Raw genomic sequence first — 18,440 nt, 5'->3', positions numbered from 1 at the left:
TCGCATGGAGCTCTCAGCAGAACCGATTATCTACGGGTTGATCTTTGTCGGCGTCCTGGCGCTGGTCGAAGGGGTCTACCTGACCGTTTTTGGCAAATCGATCAGCCTCAACAGCCGGGTCAACCGCCGGCTGGAGATGATGGACAAGGGCGCGCGCCGCGACGAGGTGCTGGAAAAGCTCCGCAAGGAGATGACCCAGCACGTCAAATCGCGCAAGATCCCGCTCTATTCGCTGCTGGCCACCAAGGCGCAGAAGGCGGCCATCGCCTTTACGCCCGGCCAGCTCATCCTGATCATGGTGGTGGTGAGCTTCCTCGCCTTTGTCGGGCTGACGCTGGGCACCGAGGCCGGCCTGGCCGTGCGCGTGGCCGGCGCCATCGCCATGGGGGTCGGCGGGGTCTATACTTGGATCAACCACAAGGCCGGCAAGCGGATGGCGATGCTCGAAGAGCAGCTGCCTGACGCCATCGAACTGATCGTGCGCTCGCTGCGCGTCGGCCACCCGTTTTCCTCGGCGCTGACCATCGTGTCGAAAGAGGTCAAGGATCCGCTGGCCTCGGAGCTGGGCATCATCGCCGACGAGGCCGCTTATGGCCGCGACGTCGGCGAGGCGCTGCGCGAGATGTCGGACCGGCTCGACATGCAGGATCTGCGTTTTCTGGCAGTGGCGGTGACCATCCAGCAGCAATCCGGCGGCAACCTGGCCGAGGTGCTGGCGGGGCTGTCAAAGGTGATCCGGGCGCGCTTTCGGCTGTTTCGCCGGGTCAAGGCGATCACCGCCGAGGCCAAGTGGTCGGGCAAGTTCCTCTCGGGCTTTCCGATCATGTGCCTGATCTTCATCCAGCTTACCGACCCGAACTATTATGACGAAGTGATCGATCACCCGCTCTTCATCATTGCCTGTTTCGTGGTCTTCGGCTTCCTCGCGGCGAACCTTGTCGTCATGCGGATGCTTGTGAACATCAAAGTGTAAAGGAGCCCGTCATGTTCGAACCCGGCGGAGTGTTCTACGAATTGTTTGGTCCGATGGCGCCGGTGCTGATCGTCGGTGCCATGGCGGTGCTGCTTCTGTTGCTGGCGGTGTCGATGCTGTTCAAACAGCGCCCCGACCCGATGGAAAAGCTGGCGGCGCAGACCCGCCAGCAAAAGGTCAGCAAGAACGAGACCTTGCGTTCCGGCGGCACCCGCAACGAAAAGCTGGAGAAATACGGTGCCTTCCTCGAGCCGCAGGACCAGGAAAGCTATTCCGAGATCCAGAAGAAGCTGATGCAGGCCGGCTATCGCGGCCGCGACGCGGTGCGGATGTTCCACGCGGCGCAGGTGATCCTGGGCGTGCTCGCCCTCGGGCTGGGCCTGGCCTATTATTACCTTGTGCTCGGCCCGGAGAATGCCACCACGCAGCAAATGGTGATGTATATCCTCGGCCCCGGTGCGGCGGGTTATTTCCTACCCAAATACTGGGTCTCGCGCCGCGCCGGCAAACGTCACGAAGAGATCGAGGACGGGTTCCCGGACGCGCTTGACATGATGCTGGTCTGCGTCGAGGCCGGGCAGTCGCTCGACCAGTCGATCCTGCGGGTGAGCAAGGAAATCCAGTCGTCTTATCGAGAGCTTGCCTATGAATTTCAGGTCGTCAGCCACGAAATCAAGGCCGGCAAGGACAAATCCACCGTGCTCAACGACATGGGCGAACGCTGCGGCGTGCAGGATATTTCGTCTTTTGTCACCGTGCTGATCCAGGCTCAGGTTTTCGGCACTTCGATCGCCGAGGCGCTGCGGGTCTATGCCGGCGAGATGCGCGACAAGCGGGTGATGCGGGCCGAGGAAAAGGCCAACAAGCTGCCCACCAAGATGACGCTGGTGACCATGGGTCTGACCGTGCCGCCGCTGCTGATCATCCTGGTCGGCCCCTCGGCGATGGGCATCATGAAGCTCGGCTCTCTGGCGGGGTGAGGTGGCGGTGGGTTGAACACCCACCCGCCACTCGGGCGCAAAGCGGTGGGTTGGAAACCCACCCTACAGTCAGGCATGGGGCGTATCCCCCTTTGTCCTGCGGCGGTGGCTGGGCTGGCGCCATCGGCAAATCCGCAACGTGGACGGGGTTTTTGCGGCCGGGATCAACAAACCGGTCCCGTTTCTGCGCCGGCTTGCGCTAGGCTCGGGCCAAGCCGGGCCGCCGCGAGGCGAGACACCGGCATGAACCGAGGCAGTCAACGAGCAGGAAAGAAGGTGTCCCTTTCCAGAACAGCCGGCCTTCTGGCCGTGATCCTGGTGTCCGCCGCCTGTTCCCAGGGCGGCTTTGAGCGTGACCGCAATTCGCCCTATGCTCCGCAGGTCAATCGCCGCGCGGAGCCGGTGGATCAGCTCCTTGTGGGCCACAGGCTGCTCGCTGCCAAGGAATACGAACTGGCGATCTCGGCCTTCAACCGCGCCGCGCTGGAACGCGGGATCGGCGATGCCGAGGTGCTCTCGGCGCTGGGCACCGCAAATCTGGCACTCGGGCGGCTCGGGCAATCCGAGACCCTGCTGCGCCGCGCGGTCAAGAAAGAGGAAAGCTGGCCCGAGGTCTGGAACAATCTGGGCGTCGTTCTGATGGAGCGCGGCAAACATGCCGAGGCCGCCCAGGTGTTCCGCCGGGCCTATGCGCTCGACGATGGGCAGAGCGACTCGATCCGGGACAACCTGCGGTTAGCCCTCGCAAAACTGGACAATATCCAGTACGGTATCGAGCAACAACAAGACTATAAATTGGTGCGGAGGGGCAGTTCCGACTACCTGATCCGAACCGCACTCTAGAGGCACGAGCAGAAAAGGACGCAAGAATGCGCCACCCTATCTTTGTGTTCGCCGGTCTGGCCGCCGTGCTGGCCTTGGCCGCCTGTGAGAAAGAGATCGACAGGGACGCCGTCGACCGCAAGCTGCAAGACATCAACGTGATCGACGAAAGCAACCTCAACGAGGTGATGCTCACAAATTCCGACCCGAACGAGGCGGTGAGCTATTTTCAGCGCGCCACCGCCAGCCAACCGAAGCGGATCGATCTGCAACGCGGCCTCGCGGCCTCGCTGATCCGGGCCAAACGCCCGACCGAGGCGGTCTCGGCCTGGAAGAAGATCGTCCAGCTCGAGGACAGCGAAGCCGATGACAAGGTGCAGCTCGCCGATGCCTATATCCGCAACAACCAGTGGCAAGAGGCCGAAGAGGTGCTCGACAGCGTGCCGCCGACGCATGAGACCTTCAAGCGCTACCGGCTCGAAGCGATGATCGCCGACAGCAACAAGGAATGGAAAAAGGCCGACAGTTTCTACGAAACCGCCATCGGCCTCACCACGACGCCGTCGAGCGTGATGAACAACTGGGGCTATTCCAAGCTGAGCCGGGGCGATTACCCGGGTGCCGAGCGGATGTTCGTGCAGGCGATCCGCCAGGACACCTCGCTCTTTACCGCCAAGAACAACCTGGTTCTGGCCCGCGGTGCCCAGGGCAACTACACCCTGCCGGTGGTGCCGATGAGCCAGCAGGAGCGCGCCGAGCTGCTCTATACCCTGGGGCTCTCGGCGATCAAACGCGGCGATGTCGAGACCGGAAAGGGCCTGTTCCGCGACGCGATCGAGACCCATCCGCAGTATTTCGAGGCCGCCGTCCGCTCCCTGAGCGCCCTGGAAAACAACACGGCGAACTGACCGATGGGCCTACATGTCACCGCCTGGTCGGCCCTGTGGTTCCTGCCCTTCGCGGTGCCGGTCTGCGTTTATGTCTGCTGGTCGGACATGCGGATGATGAAGATCCCCAACAATGCGGTGCTGGCGCTGACGGCGGTGTTTGTCGTGGTCGGGCTGATCGCCCTGCCGCTGGCCGATTATCCCTGGCGGCTCTTGCAGCTGGGGGTCGTGCTCTTGCTGGGCATCGTGATGAATGCCACTGGGCTGGTTGGCGCCGGCGACGCCAAGTTTGCCGCCGCTGCCGCGCCATTCATCCATCCCGGCGATTTCATCTTTCTGATGATGCTTCTGGCGGCGACACTGCTGGGCGCCTTTGCCGCCCACCGGCTGGCGAAATACAGCCCGCTGCGCCGCATGGCGCCCGGCTGGCAGAGCTGGGAGACTGGCAGCGATTTTCCCATGGGCCTTGCGCTTGGCGGCACGCTGGCGCTCTATCTCGCGCTTGGCGCGGTTTACGGGAGCTGAGCGCCATGCGCTTCATGATTTCTGAACCCCTGCCCGCCACCATGGCCCCGCATTGAGAGAGGTATCTGCAATGAACATGGCCGTTGGAAACGTCACAGCCCCGCCCGCCCCCAGGCGACTGGAGGAGATGGCCCTGCCGATCGTGATGATGCGGGATATCCTGCTCAAGACCATGTTCCGTTCGAACCTCGACGTGGTGACCGAGATCGCCCGCGGCATCTGCCTGCCGATCCCGGTGACACAGGAGCTGGTCGATCTGGCGCGCGGCCAGAAGCTGTTGCAGGCCACCGGCACGCTGAACGCCAATTCCGGCAACGAGATGGGTTACGAGCTGACCGATGCCGGCAAGGCGCGGGCGCTGGATGCGCTGGCGCAGTCGGAATACTACGGCGCCATGCCGGTGCCGCTGCATGTCTATCAGGAGCAGGTCAAGCGCCAATCGATCCGCAACATCCAGATCACCCGCAGCCAGCTGACCGCCGCCATGGGCGAGTTGATCCTGCCCGACACGCTGATGGACCAGCTCGGCCCGGCGGTCTCGGCCGGCCGCTCGATCCTGATGTATGGCCCGCCCGGCAACGGCAAGTCCTCGATCTCGAACGGCATCCGCAAGGCGATGGGCGACAAGATCTATGTGCCGCGGGCGATCGAATACGCCGGTCAGGTGATCACCGTCTATGACCCGATCGTGCATTCCGCCGCCGAGGAGCAGGAGGACGACCCGACCCGGCTGCGGCGCTCGTCGAACCGCTATGACACCCGCTACGTGCGCTGCGAACGCCCCACGGTGGTGACCGGCGGCGAGCTGTCGCTGAAGATGCTCGACCTGGTCTACAACCCGACCGCGCGGACCTATCAGGCGCCGTTGCAGCTCAAGTCCTCGGGCGGCATCTTCATCGTCGACGACCTTGGCCGGCAGGAAGAGCCGCCGCAGGCGCTGGTCAACCGCTGGATCGTTCCGCTGGAGGAAAGCCGGGACATCCTGGCGTTGCAATCGGGCGAGAAGTTCGAGGTGCCGTTTGACACGCTGGTGGTGTTTTCGACCAACTTCCACCCGAACGAGATTTTCGACCAAGCGGCGCTGCGGCGGATCTTCTTCAAGATCAAGATCGACGGGCCGGGGCAGAAGGATTTCCTCAAGATCTTTGCGCTGGTGGCGAAGAAGAAGGGGCTGCCGCTGGACGAGGCCAGCCTGATCCATCTGTTGCAGGTGAAATATCCGACCATCGACAATGTCTATGCCAATTACCAGCCGGTCTTCCTGATCGATCAGATCCTATCGATCTGCGCCTTCGAAGGGGTCGCGCCGCGGATGACGCCGGACTATGTCGATCGCGCCTGGGCGAATATGTTCGTCAAGGACGAGAAGATCGTGAAGTGAGACCGACCGGAGCCGGGGCACCCCCGCGCCAGGAAGCTCCCCCCGCGAGAGGCTTGGCAGGCGGGGTCTGGGGGCGCTGCCCCCGTCCCTGCGGGACTCCCCCGGCGGTATTTTCGAAGAGAAGAAGACCGGGGCGGTCTTGCATCCGGCGGGGGCGCCCTGGATTTTTCCGATGAAGTCGCTGCCCGCCGTCATCACCGATTGGTTTGCCACCCGCGGCTGGCAGGTGCACCCGCACCAGCAGGCGATGGTCGACCGGCGGGCGGAGCCGGCGGTTCTGCTGATCGCGCCCACCGGTGGCGGCAAGACCATGGCGGGGTTTCTGCCCACCCTGGCCGAACTGGCGGCGGGGCGGCATGAGGGACTGCATACGCTTTATGTTTCGCCACTGAAGGCGCTGGCGGCGGATATCAAGCGCAACCTGACCGGGCCGGTGACGGAGATGGGCCTGCCGATCCGGATCGAGGACCGCACGGGCGATACCTCTTACACCCGGAAGCGGCGGCAGCGCGCCGATCCGCCGCATATTCTGCTGACCACGCCCGAGAGCCTGGCGCTGATGTGTTCTTACGAGGATGCGCCGCGGATTTTCAAAGGCTTGCAGCGAGTCATCGTCGACGAGATCCATGCCCTGGCCGAGAGCAAGCGCGGTGATCAGCTGATGCTGGCGCTGGCGCGGTTGCAGGGGCTCTGCCCCGGGCTGCGCCGGGTCGGGCTTTCGGCCACGGTGGAAGATCCCGACGCGATCGCGCAGATGCTGGCGCGGCATCCCGATCCCTGCGCCATCGTCGCCGCCGATCCCGGCCCCGACCCGGACATTGCCATGCTCGCGCTGCCGGCGGCGCCGCCCTGGGCCGGGGGCGGCGCCGCCTATGCCATTCCGCAGGTGATGGCGGCGGTGAAGGCGCATCGCACCACGCTGATCTTTCACAACACCCGGGCACAGGCCGAGATCTTCTTTCACAACCTGTGGCTGGCCAATGATGACAGCCTGCCGATCGGCATCCACCACGGCAGCCTGGATCGGGCGCAGCGCGAAAAGGTGGAGGCGGCCATGGTGCGCGGCGACCTGCGCGCCATCGTCTGTACCGGGTCGCTCGACCTCGGCATCGACTGGGGCGATGTCGACCTGGTGATCCAGATCGGCGCGCCGAAGAACGTCAAGCGGCTGATCCAGCGCATCGGCCGCGCCAATCACCGCTACAATGCGCCGTCGAAGGCGCGGCTGGTGCCGGCCAACCGTTTCGAGGTGGTGGAATGCCATGCCGCGCTTCAGGCCGCCCGCGCCCATGCGCTTGATGGCGATCCGCGCGGCCCCGGCCCGCTGGACGTGCTGTGCCAGCATATCCTGATCGCCGCCTGTTCCGGGCCGTTCGAGGCCGGGGCGCTTTATGCCGAGATGACGACGGCGGGGCCATATGCCGGGCTGACCCGGGCGCAGTTCGACGATTGTCTGGAATTCTGCGCCACCGGCGGCTATGCGCTGCGCGCCTATGACCAGTGGCAGCGGCTCCAGCGGCGCGCGGACGGGCAATGGCAACTGCGCGATCCGCGGTCGGCGCGGATCATCCGCATGAACATCGGCACCATCCAGGACAGCGACCTGCTGAAGGTGCGGTTCAAGGGCCGCGGCGGCAAGCCCCTGGGCGAGATCGAGGAAGGCTTTGCCGCCACCCTGACGCCGGGCGACACCTTTCTGATCGGCGGCCAGATCGTGCGCTATGCCGGGCTGCGCGAGACCGTGGTGGAGGTGACGCGGGATGCGGCGAAAAAGCCCAAGATCGCCACCTTCGGCGGCACCAAGTTCGCCACCTCGACGCAGCTCAGCCAGCGCATCCTCGACATGTTGCAGGCGCGCGACTGGCCGTACCTGCCCGATCACACCCGCGACTGGCTGCACCTGCACCGACAGGTCAGCCGGTTGCCGGAGCCAGGGCGGCTGCTGATCGAGAGCTTTCCGCATGACGGCCGTGCCCATGCCTGCATCTATGGCTTTGCCGGGCGCAATGCGCAGCAGACCCTCGGCCTGTTGGTCACCAAGCGAATGGAGGAGCTGGGGCTCGATCCCCTGGGCTTTGTCGCCACCGATTATGCCACGCTGATCTGGGGGCTGACGCCGCTGACCGATCCGGCCCCGCTGTTCGACATCGAAGCGCTGGAGGCGGGGCTGGATGGCTGGCTGGCCGGCAATGCGGTGATGAAACGCACCTTTCGCGCCAGCGCCACCATCGCCATGCTGATCAACCGCAACATGCCCGGGACCAGGAAAAGCGGGCGGCAGGCGACGTTTTCCAGCGACATCCTCTATGACACGCTGCTGAAATACGATCCCGATCACCTGTTGATGCGGATCACCCGGGCCGAGGCGATGCGCGGGTTGGTGGATTTCGCCCGCATCCGCGAGATGGCCGAACGGGTGCAGGGGCGAATCGATCTGCACCGGCTCGACCGGGTGACGCCGTTGGCCGCGCCGATGCTGCTCGAGGTCGGCCGGGTGCCGGTGACAGGCGCCGCGCGCGAGCGGCTGCTGGAGGAAGAGGCGGCGGCGCTGATGGCCGAGGCGGGAATCGACCGGCTGTGACCGCTTGCGCCCGGGCGCGGCTTGCGGCATGGGACAGAGCATGAACACCTACAGTTTCACCTTTGCCGGCCAGCGTCTGGTGGCGCGGCCCTCGGGCGCCTTGCACTGGCCCGCGGCCGGGCTGCTCTGCGTGTCTGACCTGCATCTGGGCAAATCGGCCCGGCAGGCGCGGCGCAATGGCATGCAGGTGCCGCCTTATGACGTCGAGGACACGCTGGCCCGGCTCGAGGCCGAGGTGGAAGCGACCGCGACGGCGACGGTGATCTGTCTCGGTGACAGTTTCGACGATTTGCAGGCCTTTGACGCCCTGCCCCGGACGGCGCTTGACTGGATCACCCGGTTGCAGGCCGGCCGGCGCTGGATCTGGATCGAGGGCAATCACGATCCCGGTCCGGTGGCGCTGGCCGGCGATCATCTGGCGCAGTTTCGCCACCTCGGGCTGACCTTCCGCCATATCGCCAGTGACGAAGACCGGGGCGAGATCTCGGGCCATTACCACCCCAAGCTGCGGCTGCGGGCCGGGGCACGCGCCTGTTTTCTCGTCGATGAGGCGCGGCTGATTCTGCCGGCTTTCGGCACCTACACCGGCGGGCTGCGCAGCGACGATCCGGCGCTCGACCGGTTGATGGCGCCGGGCGCTCTGGCAATCCTCACCGGAGCCCGGGCGCTGGCGGTGCCGATGCGTCAGAACAGATCGGGCCGGGCCTCTTCCAGACGCGGGCGATAGGTGCGGCTGACCGGCAGCTCATCGCCGTTCACCAGCTTGACCATGAGCTTGCCGCCCCGGCGCTGCACCGCGTCGACCGCATCCAGCGGCACCCAGTGCGAGCGATGCACGTGGCAGCCCGGCATTGGCGCCATCTCGCCCACCGCATCGGCAAACCGCATGCGGATCTGCTCCAGCCCGCGGTCGGTGGCGACATCGGTCAGGTGATCGTTGGCCGATAGGCGATAGACCGTCGCCTGCGACACTTCCAGCCGATCGAACAGCCGTGGCAGCGGTTCCTCTTCGGGCGCGGCGGCGGCCGCTTCGGGCGCGCGCAGATGCGGGCGCACCACATGGATCACAGAATAGACGGTGAGCGTGGGCACCAGGACATTGAGCGCGATCGATGGCATCTGCGGGTCAAGCGTGCCGCCTAGAACCGCCATCGCGCGCGACCACAGATAGACGAAAGGCGCAAAGATCAGCGTCATCAGAACCGAGGCCACCAGCGCCGCGCGCCAGGCCACCAGCGGGCGCACCAGGCGATAGGAAATCTCGTCGAAGACCGCGCCGCACATGATCGACACGCCGATCAGGAAGGACCAGAAGAAAATCCGCAGACCAACGCTCAATTGCCCATCTGTGCCAAAAGGTTCCGCGATCACGGCGACGGCCGTCAGGCCAAAGAACACCGCCAGAGCAATGCGCGAGTGGCGCAGGCTCTGAACCCGGTTGATAATGGCCGTCAGAGGGGGGTGGTCTGTGTCGGTATGGGAAATGTCGGTGTCTTCTTTCAACATCGTTGAATAATGCGTCATGTCTGCTCTTTGCAAAAAACTTGCCGCTTTGGCATCGTGATTTCTACAGTGAGTGTTTAATACCATCGGGCTAAGGGAAAACCATGGAATTGTCCCCCCAAAAAAGGGTTGACCTAAGGGCAAGCTTTGCCCGGCAAAGCCTGATGACCACCTTCGAGGCGGAACTGGCCGAGATCGCCCCGGGGCATGTGGTGATCGGTGCGCCCATCGGGCCCGGAGCGCGCCAGCAACACGGCTTTGGCCATGCCGGGCTGACCTTTGCCCTCGGCGATACAGCGGCCGGCTATGCCGCCCTCACGCTGATGCCCGAGGGGGCCGAGGTGCTGACGGCGGAAATCAAGATCAATCTGCTGGCCCCGGCCCGCGGCCAGAGCCTGCGGGCGGTGGGCGAGGTGCTCAAGCCCGGGCGGCGGCTGATCGTGGTGCGGGCCGCGGTCTGGGCGCGCGACGGCGACCGGGAAACCGAGATCGCCGCCCTTCAGGGCACCATGGTGCCCGTCCTGGCCGAGGCTTAGGCGGTCAGCCCCTCGGGTGCCGCGATGCCATTGGCCCGGCAACAGGCGGTCAGCGTATTGGCCAGCAGGCAGGCGATGGTCATCGGCCCCACTCCGCCGGGCACCGGGGTGATCGCGCCCGCGACCTCGGCGCAGCTGTCAAAGTGGCAATCGCCCACCAGGCGGGTCTTGCCTTCGCCCTTTTCCGGCGCGTCGATTCGGTTGATGCCGACGTCGATCACCGTGGCACCGGGCTTGATCCAGTCGCCGGTGACCATTTCGGGCCGGCCGACGGCGGCGACCACGATATCGGCGCGGCGGGTGACCTCCTGAATGTCCTTGGTGCGCGAATGCGCGATGGTCACGGTGCAGCTGTCGCCCAGCAGAAGCTGCGCCATCGGCTTGCCGACGATGTTCGACCGGCCGACAACCACCGCGTTCATCCCCGACAGGCTGCCGTGAAAATCGCGCAGCATCATCAGGCATCCCAGCGGCGTGCAGGGCACCATGCTCTCCTGCCCGGTGCCCAGAAGCCCGACGTTGGAGATGTGAAATCCATCGACATCCTTGGCCGGATCGATGGCATTGATCACCAGATCCTCGTCAATGTGATCGGGCAGCGGCAATTGCACCAGAATGCCATGCACCGCCGGATCACCATTGAGCTGCTCGACCAGCGCCAGCAGCTCCTCCTGCGAGATCGAGGCGTCACGCTTGTGCTCGTAGGAATTCATGCCGGCCTCGACCGTCTGTTTGCCCTTGGAGCGTACATAGACCTGGCTCGCCGGATCTTCGCCGACCAGCACCACCGCCAGCCCCGGGGTGATGCCATGCTCGTCCTTGAGCCTTTTCACATGGCGCCCCACTTCGACCCGCACCTTGGCGGCAAACCCCTTGCCGTCGATAATACTCGCCGTCATCCGTCTTTTCCTTCCTTGCCCATCACCTGCTCTTCGCGGGCGATCATGGCATCGATCAACAGCGCCCACATGGCCTCGGCCAGATCCGCGTCAAACCCCGTTCGGTCCGCCTCGGCCCGCACCTTGGCCAGCACATCCGCCACCCGCGAGGGGGCGCGTGCCGCGATGCCGTCCGGCGCCTTGAGCACCGGCGCGCGGTCGATGTACCCCACCCTTTCCACATGCAGCGCGATCAATGCGCGGTCGATGTCATCGATCGTGTCGCGCAGCTCGGCCATGGTCTCGATCTCGTCGGGGGTCTTGCGCATGCCTGTCCTTTTTCGATTGTCCTATATCCCCGCCAGAGGCAGGCGCCGCCCCAGCGGCGACCGGACCGGAGGAGGCAAGATGCCCCCCGCGGCCCGCCCCCTTTTAGAACAATCCTTCGACCTGGCCACCCTCGTTCAGCCGGATATTTTCCGACGCTGGAACCGACGGCAGGCCCGGCATGGTCATGATCTCGCCGCAGATCACCACCACAAAGCCGGCCCCCGCAGAAAGCCGCACTTCGCGCACCGGCACCGAGTGGCCGGTGGGCGCGCCGCGCAGGTTGGGATCGGTCGAGAAGCTGTATTGCGTCTTGGCCATGCAGACCGGCAGATCGCCATATCCCGCCTTCTCCCAGTCGTGCAGCTGGTTGCGGATCTTGGCATCTGCCAGCACCTCATCGGCGCGGTAGATCGACTTGGCGATGGTCTCGATCTTCTCGAAGAGCGGCATCTCGTCACGATAGAGCGGGGCGAATTGCGACACACCGGCGTCGGCAATCTGCGCCACGCGGGTGGCCAGTGCCTCGGTGCCCTCGGAGCCCTTGGCCCAGTGTTGGCAGAGGATCGCCTCGGAGCCCTGGCTCTCGACGTAGTCCTTGACCGCCTGGACCTCGGCCTCGGTGTCGGTGACGAAATGGTTGATCGCCACGACCACCGGCACGCCAAAGCTCTTCACGTTCTGGATATGCCGCCCGAGGTTGGGGCAGCCCTTGCGGATCGCCTCGACATTCTCGGCACCGAGATCGCCCTTGGCCACGCCGCCGTTCATCTTCATCGCCCGGCAGGTCGCCACCAGCACCACGCAATCGGGCGCGAGGCCGGCCTTGCGGCATTTGATGTTCATGAACTTCTCGGCGCCCAAATCGGCGCCAAAACCGGCCTCGGTCACTACGTAATCGGCCACCTTGAGCGCCGTCGAGGTCGCCATCACCGAGTTGCAGCCATGCGCGATATTGGCGAACGGCCCGCCATGCACGAAGGCGGGATTGTTCTCCAGCGTCTGCACCAGGTTGGGCTGCATCGCGTCCTTGAGCAGAACCGTCATCGCGCCATCGGCCTTGATGTCGCGGCAGGTCACCGGTTTGCGGTCGCGGGTATAGGCGACGATGATGTCGCCCAGCCGCCGCTCGAGATCCGCCAGCGACGTCGCAAGGCAGAGAATCGCCATGACTTCCGACGCCACGGTGATGTCAAAGCCGGTCTGGCGCGGAAAGCCGTTGGCCACGCCGCCGAGCGAGGTCACCACATCGCGCAGCGCCCGGTCGTTCATGTCCATCACCCGGCGCCAGACCACCCGGCGGGGGTCGATGTCGAGCGCATTGCCCCAGTAGATATGGTTGTCGATCATGGCGCTGAGCAGGTTGTGCGCCGCGGTGATGGCATGGAAATCACCGGTGAAATGCAGGTTCATGTCCTCCATCGGCACCACCTGGGCATAGCCGCCGCCCGCGGCGCCGCCCTTCATGCCGAAGTTCGGCCCGAGCGAGGCCTCGCGGATGCAGATCGCCGCTTTCTTGCCGATCCGGTTGAGCCCGTCGCCCAGGCCTACGGTGGTGGTGGTCTTGCCCTCGCCCGCCGGCGTCGGGTTGATCGCGGTGACGAGGATCAGCTTGCCGGTCTTGTTGCCCTGCACCGAGGTGATGAAATCCTGGCTGACCTTGGCCTTGTCATGGCCGAAGGGCAGCAGATGTTCCGAGCCGATCCCGAGCCTTGCGCCGATTTCCTGGATCGGCTTCTTGTTGGCGTCGCGGGCGATTTCGATGTCGGATTTATGGGACATGGGTGCACTCCAGTTGGCTTTGGCCCTGCATAACGCGGCATCCCGCCGCAGCCCGAGGTGAATCCGACATTTTGACCGCAGCTTGCGGCGGCTTTGCCCGAAGACACGGCAGTTCGAAAACCCGCCGCTCCGGGTCTCGGCGTGCCGCCGCCCCGGAGCGGCTCGGCCTCTGCCCTGTCCGCTCTCCCGGCCGCCGACCGGACCGCGGGGCCCCGGCGCAGGGCCGGGGCGGGTGCGGGCGCGGCGTGGGCTGCGGCCTGCATCCTGGATCGTGCCCCGATCCCCGACAGCTCATCAAATGCGCCACCGCCCGACGTCCAGATGACCCGCCCCGGACCCCGCTCCGGGGCCTCCCCCTGCCCTGGCAACCGAAACGTCAGACCCCTCCGGAAAAACAAAACCCCCGCAGCATCGGCTGCGGGGGCGTCCTTGACTGATCTGCCGGGCTCAGGCCGTCGGTTCCGGCTCCATGTCCCCGGACGGCTTGGCCTTGGGCTTGGTCTTGGGGATCGCCGTGACCGAAGGCGCATTGCCCTGATCCGGCGTGTCGTCCTCATCCTCGCCCAGTTGCGGCGGCTCGCCCTTCATCACGCGGCGGATTTCCTCGCCGGTCAGCGTCTCGTATTCCAGCAGACCCTGCGCCAGCCGCTCCCATTCCTCTTTCTTCTCGGTCAGAATCTCGAAGGCACGGTCATAGGCGTCCTGGATAAAGCGCTTCACCTCGTCCTCGATCATCTCCTTGGTATGGGCCGAGACCGACAGGCCGGCGGTATTGCCGCTGTAGCCCTCATGCGCCTCAGAGTAGTCGATATTGCCCACCTTTTCCGACATGCCCCAGCGCAGCACCATGGCCCGCGCCAGCGCCGACGCCTGCTGAATGTCGCCCGCCGGCCCGTTCGAGACATTGGACTCGCCATATTTGATGATCTCGGCCGCCTTGCCGGCCATGGTCATCGCGAGCTTTTCCTCGCATTCCGACTTGTGCCAGTTCAGCCGGTCGATCTCGGGCAGCGACACCACCATGCCCAGCGCACCGCCGCGCGGAATGATCGTCGCCTTGTAGACCGGGTCGCATTGCGGCAGCGACAAGCCCACCACCGCGTGGCCGGCCTCGTGATAGGCGGTCTTTTCCTTCTGATCGTCGGTCAGCACCATCGAACGGCGCTCGGCGCCCATCATCACCTTGTCCTTGGCGTTCTCGAAGTCTTCCATCGTCACGAAACGCCGGCCGACGCGCGCCGCCATCAGCGCCGCCTCGTTCACCAGGTTGGCGAGGTCCGCACCGGAAAATCCCGGCGTGCCGCGCGCGATGATGCGCATGTCGGCGTCGGGGCCCAGCGGAATCTTGCGAGCGTGGACATTGAGGATCTTCTCGCGGCCCTTGATGTCGGGGTTGGGCACCGTCACCTGCCGGTCAAAGCGGCCGGGGCGCAGCAGCGCCGGGTCCAGCACGTCCTTGCGGTTGGTGGCGGCAATGATGATCACGCCTTCATTGGCCTCGAAGCCGTCCATCTCGACCAGCAGCTGGTTGAGCGTCTGCTCGCGCTCGTCGTTGCCGCCGCCATAGCCCGCACCACGATGACGGCCGACAGCGTCGATCTCGTCGATGAAGACGATGCAGGGCGCGTTCTTCTTGGCCTGTTCGAACATGTCACGGACGCGAGAAGCGCCGACACCGACGAACATCTCGACGAAATCCGAACCGGAAATTGTAAAGAACGGCACGCCGGCCTCGCCCGCGATCGCGCGCGCCAGGAGCGTCTTACCGGTGCCCGGAGGGCCCACCAGCAGCGCGCCTTTCGGGATCTTGCCGCCAAGGCGCGAGAATTTTTGCGGGTTGCGCAGGAATTCGACGATCTCTTCCAGCTCTTCCTTGGCCTCGTCGATCCCGGCCACATCGTCAAAGGTGACGCGGCCATGTTTCTCGGTCAGCATCTTGGCCTTGGATTTACCAAAGCCCATGGCGCCGCCTTTGCCGCCGCCCTGCATCCGGTTCATGAAATAGATCCAGACCCCGATCAGCAGCAGGAAGGGCAGCAGGCTCAGGATGAAGGACTGAAAGCCCGATTGCTCCTGCGATTCGGCATTCACCGCCACGCCGTTGTCGATCAGAACCTGGGTGACTTCGGCATCCTCGGGCTTGATGGTCACGTAATCGCGCCCGTCCTTGCCCCGATAGCGGATCGTCTCGCCATCGATCACAGCCGAGGAGACCTTGTCCTCCTCCACCAGTTGCACAAAGTCCGAATACGGCGTGCTCTGGCTTTGCAGCGTGCTGCCACCGCCGGAAAAGAGATTGAAGAGCGTCAGGATCAATACGAAGAGTACGACCCAGAAGGCGATGTTACGCAGGTTGCCCAAGAAAGTTCTCCCGAAGATTGGGTGTGGCCCGCTCTATAGCGTGCCCTTGTGGTGAAAAATAGGGGTTTGTGCGGCACATTCAATGCGTCGTGAGGAAAGCGGCAAAGCCATGCTGCCCGGTCAGGCGGCAGATGTCGTATTCGGGGCCAAAGCCGGCCGGGAGAAAGGCCACCAGCCGGTCGCCATCAAAGACCGCAGGGTGCGCGATCAGGCTCTGATAAGGCAGGCCCTCGGGCCGCGCCGGCAGCTGCGCGGCGCCGGCCTCGCCCAGGGCGCGCACCGTCAGCCCGGCAATCGCCGCGCCGCCCAGCTGGAACCGTCCGTCCCAGGGCGCCCCCACCGGCGCCCGGGTTTCGGCCACCGCGGCATATTCGCGACAGAGGCGAATCTCGGCCCGCTCGGCCCGCATCAGGCAGCCGTGCAGGCTGGCGCTGCCGCCCGACAGCACCCGGTCGGCGGCCGCCGCCAGTGCGCGGGCGCGCGGCCGGTAGACCCGCCCCGAGACATATTGCAGCCCGCCCGCCAGGAGCCGCAGCCGGGTCTCCGCCTCCAGCGCCGCCAGAGCGTCGCGATCCATGAGCAGATCGCCATGCTGCACGCGCACCGCGCGCGTCGCGGCCTCGGCCGCCCGTGCCCGCAGCGCCGCCTGCGCCCGTGCCATCCGGCCCGCGGTCTCCGCCAGGGCCGCTGCGTCGATCCCGAGCGGCGCCAGAATCTCCAGCGCCTGGCGCATGCGCACCCGGTCGAACCGCGGGTCGGCATTCGACGGATCCTCGACCCAGGCCCCCTTGAGCACCGTCAGATAATGCCGCAACTCCGCCCGCCGCACCGTCAGCAAGGGCCGCATCAGCCAAAAGCCGCCATCCTCGGTCGCCTGCGGCACGAAGCGGCGATCCGCCATGCCCGCCAGCCCGTCGACCCCGGAGCCGCGCGCCAGCCGCATCAGCACGGTCTCGGCCTGATCGTCCAGCGTATGCGCCATCAGCACATGCCGCAGCCCGCCGCGCCACCGGCCGATCAGCCGCAGCCGCGCCGTCCGGGCCGCCTCCTGAAGATTGCCGCTGCCGTCCCAGCCCTGCCAGCGCAGCACGTCATGGCGATGTCCCAGCGCCGCGCATTCCGCCGCCACCAGCGCGGCCTCGGCGCCGCTCTCCGGCCGCAGCCCGTGGTCCACGGTCACCACCCGCAGGCCGACACCCATGTGCCGCGTCCAGTTGTGCGCCAGGGTCAGCAGCGCCATGCTGTCGCCGCCGCCGGACACCGCCAGCCCGATCTCATCCGGGAACTCCGGCCCCAGAAGATCGCCCATCACCCCGGCAAAATGGCTGTCGAGACTGAAAGAGGTCATCCGGCGCGCCGCGCCCCCTGCTTCTTCTGGCCCAAAATATTCCCGGGGGAGTCGCCGGAGGCGACGGGGGCAGAGCCCCCTCTCCCTTCGGCCCGGGCCGCCCCGGTCAGGAACAGCCCAGCCGGCCCATCTCGGTCTGCGCCTCGGTCAGCTCGGTCGCCGAAGGAAACCGCGGCGCGATCTCGGCCAGCATCTGACAGGCGGCGTCGTTCTGGCCCAGCGAGGCCAGCGCCCGGCCCAGGTTCAGCAGCGCCGGCGCCGCCGTGGCCTGAGCGTCGCGGGCCAGCGAATAGGCGTCGAGATAGGCCCGGGCCGCCTCCTTGGTATTGCCCATCTTCTCCAGCGCCTCGCCGCGTCCGAGCAAGGCGCCGGGGCCCAGCGGCCCGCCGGGATAAGTCTCGTTGAAGGTGCCGAAAAGCTCGGCGGCGCGCTGATAATCGCCGGCGGCCAGCGCCTCTTCGGCGCGGCGGAAATCCTCTTCCTCGCTCATCGCCAGCGCCGGGCCCTCGCCTTCGGGCGGCGCGATCGGCTGCGGCGCGGCCGGTGTCGCCACCTCCTCGCCGCCCAGGGTCGAGGTCTCGCCCAGGGCGCCCACGTCGCCGCCTTCCAGCTCGACCAGCCGGAACTCGAGATCGCCGATCCGGTTGGTGCCGTCGGTCACGATCCGGTCGATGCGATATTCCAGCTCCTCGGTCTTGCCGGTGAGCCGCGACAGCTCGGCCTCGATCACCTGCACCCGGTCGAGCAGCGTGCCGCTGCCGGCCGAGACATCCGAGCCGCCAGTGGTCGACAGCTCGCGCCGCAGGCGTTTCACCTCGATGTTCAGAAGCGTCAGATCCTGCCGGATATCGGCCAGCGTCTCGGCCCTGTCCTGCGCCGCCGCCGACAGCGGCAGCGCCAGGCCCAGCCCGAAGATCACAACAAATCGCACCAGAAGTCGCATCGTCCTCTCCTGCCCCGGGGGGCCTTGTCCCAGCGTGCCGGCTTCAGCTGACCGCGCTGCCGGCAATCACCGTCACCGCGCGGCGGTTCTTGGCATAACAGCTTTCATCCGAACAGATCTCGATCGGGCGTTCCTTGCCATAGCTGACAAACCGCAGCCGGCTGGCCGGCACGCCCCGGGAGATCAGGTACTCGCGCACCGCATTGGCCCGGCGGCCGCCGAGCGCGAGGTTGTATTCGCGGGTGCCCTGCTCGTCGGCATGACCCTCGATCACCGCCTGATAATCGCTGTTGGTCAGCAGCCATTCGGCCTGCTGGTCCAGCGTCGCCTGCGCCTCGGCGGTCAGCGACGACTGATCGACGAGAAACAGCACCCGGTCGCCGATCGCCTGCTGGAAATAGGCCGGGCTCGAGGGATCGCCGGCGCCACCGGGCACAAAACCCGCTCCGGCGCCCGCACCGGCGCTGCCGTCGAGCCGCGGATCGTCCTGACCGAAGCGGCCGGCATTGGTACAGGCCGAAACGGCCAAAGCGCCCACGAGAAGCGCGATCTTGGTGAGATGTGTCATAATTCCTGTCCTGCTCCGTGGCATTTCGCCATTGTTGCCTGCGAG

The 18,440-nt window shown here is 65.8% G+C and carries 17 protein-coding genes; 9 read left to right on the top strand and 8 right to left on the bottom strand.

Annotation, left to right across the window (positions count from 1 at the left end):
• The first annotated feature begins 4 nt into the window (after positions 1-4).
• The 8 genes from AC0J5K_RS02680 (at position 5) to pdeM (ending at position 8,876) form a co-directional block, all read left to right on the top strand.
• Positions 5-973 carry a type II secretion system F family protein gene (locus tag AC0J5K_RS02680; protein WP_048529715.1) on the top strand — a complete coding sequence of 323 codons (969 nt, stop codon included), beginning with the start codon at positions 5-7 and terminating at the stop codon, positions 971-973.
• Between the two features lie 11 nt (positions 974-984).
• Positions 985-1,953, top strand: coding sequence for a type II secretion system F family protein (locus AC0J5K_RS02675; RefSeq protein WP_048529713.1), 969 nt, complete (start codon positions 985-987; stop codon positions 1,951-1,953).
• 243 nt (positions 1,954-2,196) lie between these two features.
• The gene (locus tag AC0J5K_RS02670) at positions 2,197-2,796 is read left to right on the top strand and encodes a tetratricopeptide repeat protein (protein WP_053083316.1); all 600 of its coding nucleotides are present in this window, start codon (positions 2,197-2,199) and stop codon (positions 2,794-2,796) included.
• 26 nt (positions 2,797-2,822) lie between these two features.
• Positions 2,823-3,683 (top strand): tetratricopeptide repeat protein, encoded by an 861-nt coding sequence (locus tag AC0J5K_RS02665; protein WP_048529711.1) that lies wholly within the window; start codon positions 2,823-2,825, stop codon positions 3,681-3,683.
• Between the two features lie 3 nt (positions 3,684-3,686).
• Positions 3,687-4,187 (top strand): prepilin peptidase, encoded by a 501-nt coding sequence (locus AC0J5K_RS02660; RefSeq protein ID WP_420398619.1) that lies wholly within the window; start codon positions 3,687-3,689, stop codon positions 4,185-4,187.
• A 70-nt stretch (positions 4,188-4,257) separates the two neighbouring features.
• Complete coding sequence (locus AC0J5K_RS02655; RefSeq protein ID WP_048529707.1) at positions 4,258-5,568, top strand: ATPase; 1,311 nt, start codon at positions 4,258-4,260, stop codon at positions 5,566-5,568.
• A 172-nt stretch (positions 5,569-5,740) separates the two neighbouring features.
• Positions 5,741-8,149, top strand: a complete 2,409-nt coding sequence (locus AC0J5K_RS02650) for a ligase-associated DNA damage response DEXH box helicase (protein WP_274590131.1) — start codon at positions 5,741-5,743, stop codon at positions 8,147-8,149.
• A gap of 40 nt (positions 8,150-8,189) precedes the next feature.
• Positions 8,190-8,876, top strand: coding sequence for a ligase-associated DNA damage response endonuclease PdeM (gene pdeM, locus AC0J5K_RS02645; RefSeq protein WP_420398618.1), 687 nt, complete (start codon positions 8,190-8,192; stop codon positions 8,874-8,876).
• Here pdeM and AC0J5K_RS02640 read toward each other — a convergent pair.
• Positions 8,834-9,673 carry a LytTR family DNA-binding domain-containing protein gene (locus AC0J5K_RS02640; protein ID WP_473009782.1) on the bottom strand — a complete coding sequence of 280 codons (840 nt, stop codon included), beginning with the start codon at positions 9,671-9,673 and terminating at the stop codon, positions 8,834-8,836. The genes pdeM and AC0J5K_RS02640 overlap by 43 nt on opposite strands.
• 143 nt (positions 9,674-9,816) lie before the next feature.
• Between AC0J5K_RS02640 and AC0J5K_RS02635 the strand changes: the two genes are divergently transcribed.
• Entirely contained in the window at positions 9,817-10,188 is a 372-nt protein-coding gene (locus AC0J5K_RS02635) for a PaaI family thioesterase (protein ID WP_244526409.1), read from the top strand.
• Here the strand turns inward: AC0J5K_RS02635 and folD are convergent.
• The 7 genes from folD to pal all read right to left on the bottom strand — a co-directional run bounded on the left by folD (position 10,185) and on the right by pal (position 18,395).
• Positions 10,185-11,087 (bottom strand): bifunctional methylenetetrahydrofolate dehydrogenase/methenyltetrahydrofolate cyclohydrolase FolD, encoded by a 903-nt coding sequence (folD, locus tag AC0J5K_RS02630; protein WP_274590128.1) that lies wholly within the window; start codon positions 11,085-11,087, stop codon positions 10,185-10,187. The two genes, AC0J5K_RS02635 and folD, sit on opposite strands and share 4 nt — an antisense overlap.
• Positions 11,084-11,395: a chorismate mutase gene (locus AC0J5K_RS02625; protein ID WP_048529698.1), complete on the bottom strand. Its 312-nt coding sequence runs from the start codon at positions 11,393-11,395 to the stop codon at positions 11,084-11,086. The genes folD and AC0J5K_RS02625 overlap by 4 nt, the downstream gene beginning before the upstream one ends.
• A 103-nt stretch (positions 11,396-11,498) precedes the next feature.
• Positions 11,499-13,175 carry a formate--tetrahydrofolate ligase gene (locus tag AC0J5K_RS02620; RefSeq protein ID WP_048529697.1) on the bottom strand — a complete coding sequence of 559 codons (1,677 nt, stop codon included), beginning with the start codon at positions 13,173-13,175 and terminating at the stop codon, positions 11,499-11,501.
• Positions 13,176-13,622: 447 nt separating this feature from the next.
• Positions 13,623-15,536 carry an ATP-dependent zinc metalloprotease FtsH gene (gene ftsH, locus AC0J5K_RS02615; RefSeq protein ID WP_048529696.1) on the bottom strand — a complete coding sequence of 638 codons (1,914 nt, stop codon included), beginning with the start codon at positions 15,534-15,536 and terminating at the stop codon, positions 13,623-13,625.
• Between the two features lie 79 nt (positions 15,537-15,615).
• Positions 15,616-16,884: a tRNA lysidine(34) synthetase TilS gene (gene tilS, locus AC0J5K_RS02610; RefSeq protein WP_274566180.1), complete on the bottom strand. Its 1,269-nt coding sequence runs from the start codon at positions 16,882-16,884 to the stop codon at positions 15,616-15,618.
• Between the two features lie 106 nt (positions 16,885-16,990).
• Entirely contained in the window at positions 16,991-17,827 is an 837-nt protein-coding gene (locus tag AC0J5K_RS02605) for a tetratricopeptide repeat protein (RefSeq protein ID WP_274566181.1), read from the bottom strand.
• 43 nt (positions 17,828-17,870) lie between these two features.
• Complete coding sequence (gene pal, locus AC0J5K_RS02600) at positions 17,871-18,395, bottom strand: peptidoglycan-associated lipoprotein Pal (RefSeq protein ID WP_048529693.1); 525 nt, start codon at positions 18,393-18,395, stop codon at positions 17,871-17,873.
• Between the last annotated feature and the right edge of the window lie 45 nt (positions 18,396-18,440).

This window comes from Marinovum sp. E3 (assembly GCF_055755275.1).
Note: the sequence above shows the minus strand (reverse complement) of the source record. Positions and strands in the feature narration are given on the sequence as shown.

Bases quoted from the DNA above. Each gene is read 5' to 3' on its own strand.
- folD (WP_274590128.1), bottom strand. From the start codon at position 11,087: ATGACGGCGAGTATTATCGACGGCAAGGGGTTTGCCGCCAAGGTGCGG.
- AC0J5K_RS02670 (WP_053083316.1), top strand. From the start codon at position 2,197: ATGAACCGAGGCAGTCAACGAGCAGGAAAGAAGGTGTCCCTTTCCAGA.
- AC0J5K_RS02640 (WP_473009782.1), bottom strand. From the start codon at position 9,673: ATGACGCATTATTCAACGATGTTGAAAGAAGACACCGACATTTCCCAT.
- AC0J5K_RS02625 (WP_048529698.1), bottom strand. From the start codon at position 11,395: ATGCGCAAGACCCCCGACGAGATCGAGACCATGGCCGAGCTGCGCGAC.
- AC0J5K_RS02660 (WP_420398619.1), top strand. From the start codon at position 3,687: ATGGGCCTACATGTCACCGCCTGGTCGGCCCTGTGGTTCCTGCCCTTC.
- tilS (WP_274566180.1), bottom strand. From the start codon at position 16,884: ATGACCTCTTTCAGTCTCGACAGCCATTTTGCCGGGGTGATGGGCGAT.
- AC0J5K_RS02675 (WP_048529713.1), top strand. From the start codon at position 985: ATGTTCGAACCCGGCGGAGTGTTCTACGAATTGTTTGGTCCGATGGCG.
- pdeM (WP_420398618.1), top strand. From the start codon at position 8,190: ATGAACACCTACAGTTTCACCTTTGCCGGCCAGCGTCTGGTGGCGCGG.
- AC0J5K_RS02620 (WP_048529697.1), bottom strand. From the start codon at position 13,175: ATGTCCCATAAATCCGACATCGAAATCGCCCGCGACGCCAACAAGAAG.
- AC0J5K_RS02655 (WP_048529707.1), top strand. From the start codon at position 4,258: ATGAACATGGCCGTTGGAAACGTCACAGCCCCGCCCGCCCCCAGGCGA.
- AC0J5K_RS02680 (WP_048529715.1), top strand. From the start codon at position 5: ATGGAGCTCTCAGCAGAACCGATTATCTACGGGTTGATCTTTGTCGGC.
- pal (WP_048529693.1), bottom strand. From the start codon at position 18,395: ATGACACATCTCACCAAGATCGCGCTTCTCGTGGGCGCTTTGGCCGTT.
- AC0J5K_RS02665 (WP_048529711.1), top strand. From the start codon at position 2,823: ATGCGCCACCCTATCTTTGTGTTCGCCGGTCTGGCCGCCGTGCTGGCC.
- AC0J5K_RS02650 (WP_274590131.1), top strand. From the start codon at position 5,741: ATGAAGTCGCTGCCCGCCGTCATCACCGATTGGTTTGCCACCCGCGGC.
- AC0J5K_RS02635 (WP_244526409.1), top strand. From the start codon at position 9,817: ATGACCACCTTCGAGGCGGAACTGGCCGAGATCGCCCCGGGGCATGTG.
- AC0J5K_RS02605 (WP_274566181.1), bottom strand. From the start codon at position 17,827: ATGCGACTTCTGGTGCGATTTGTTGTGATCTTCGGGCTGGGCCTGGCG.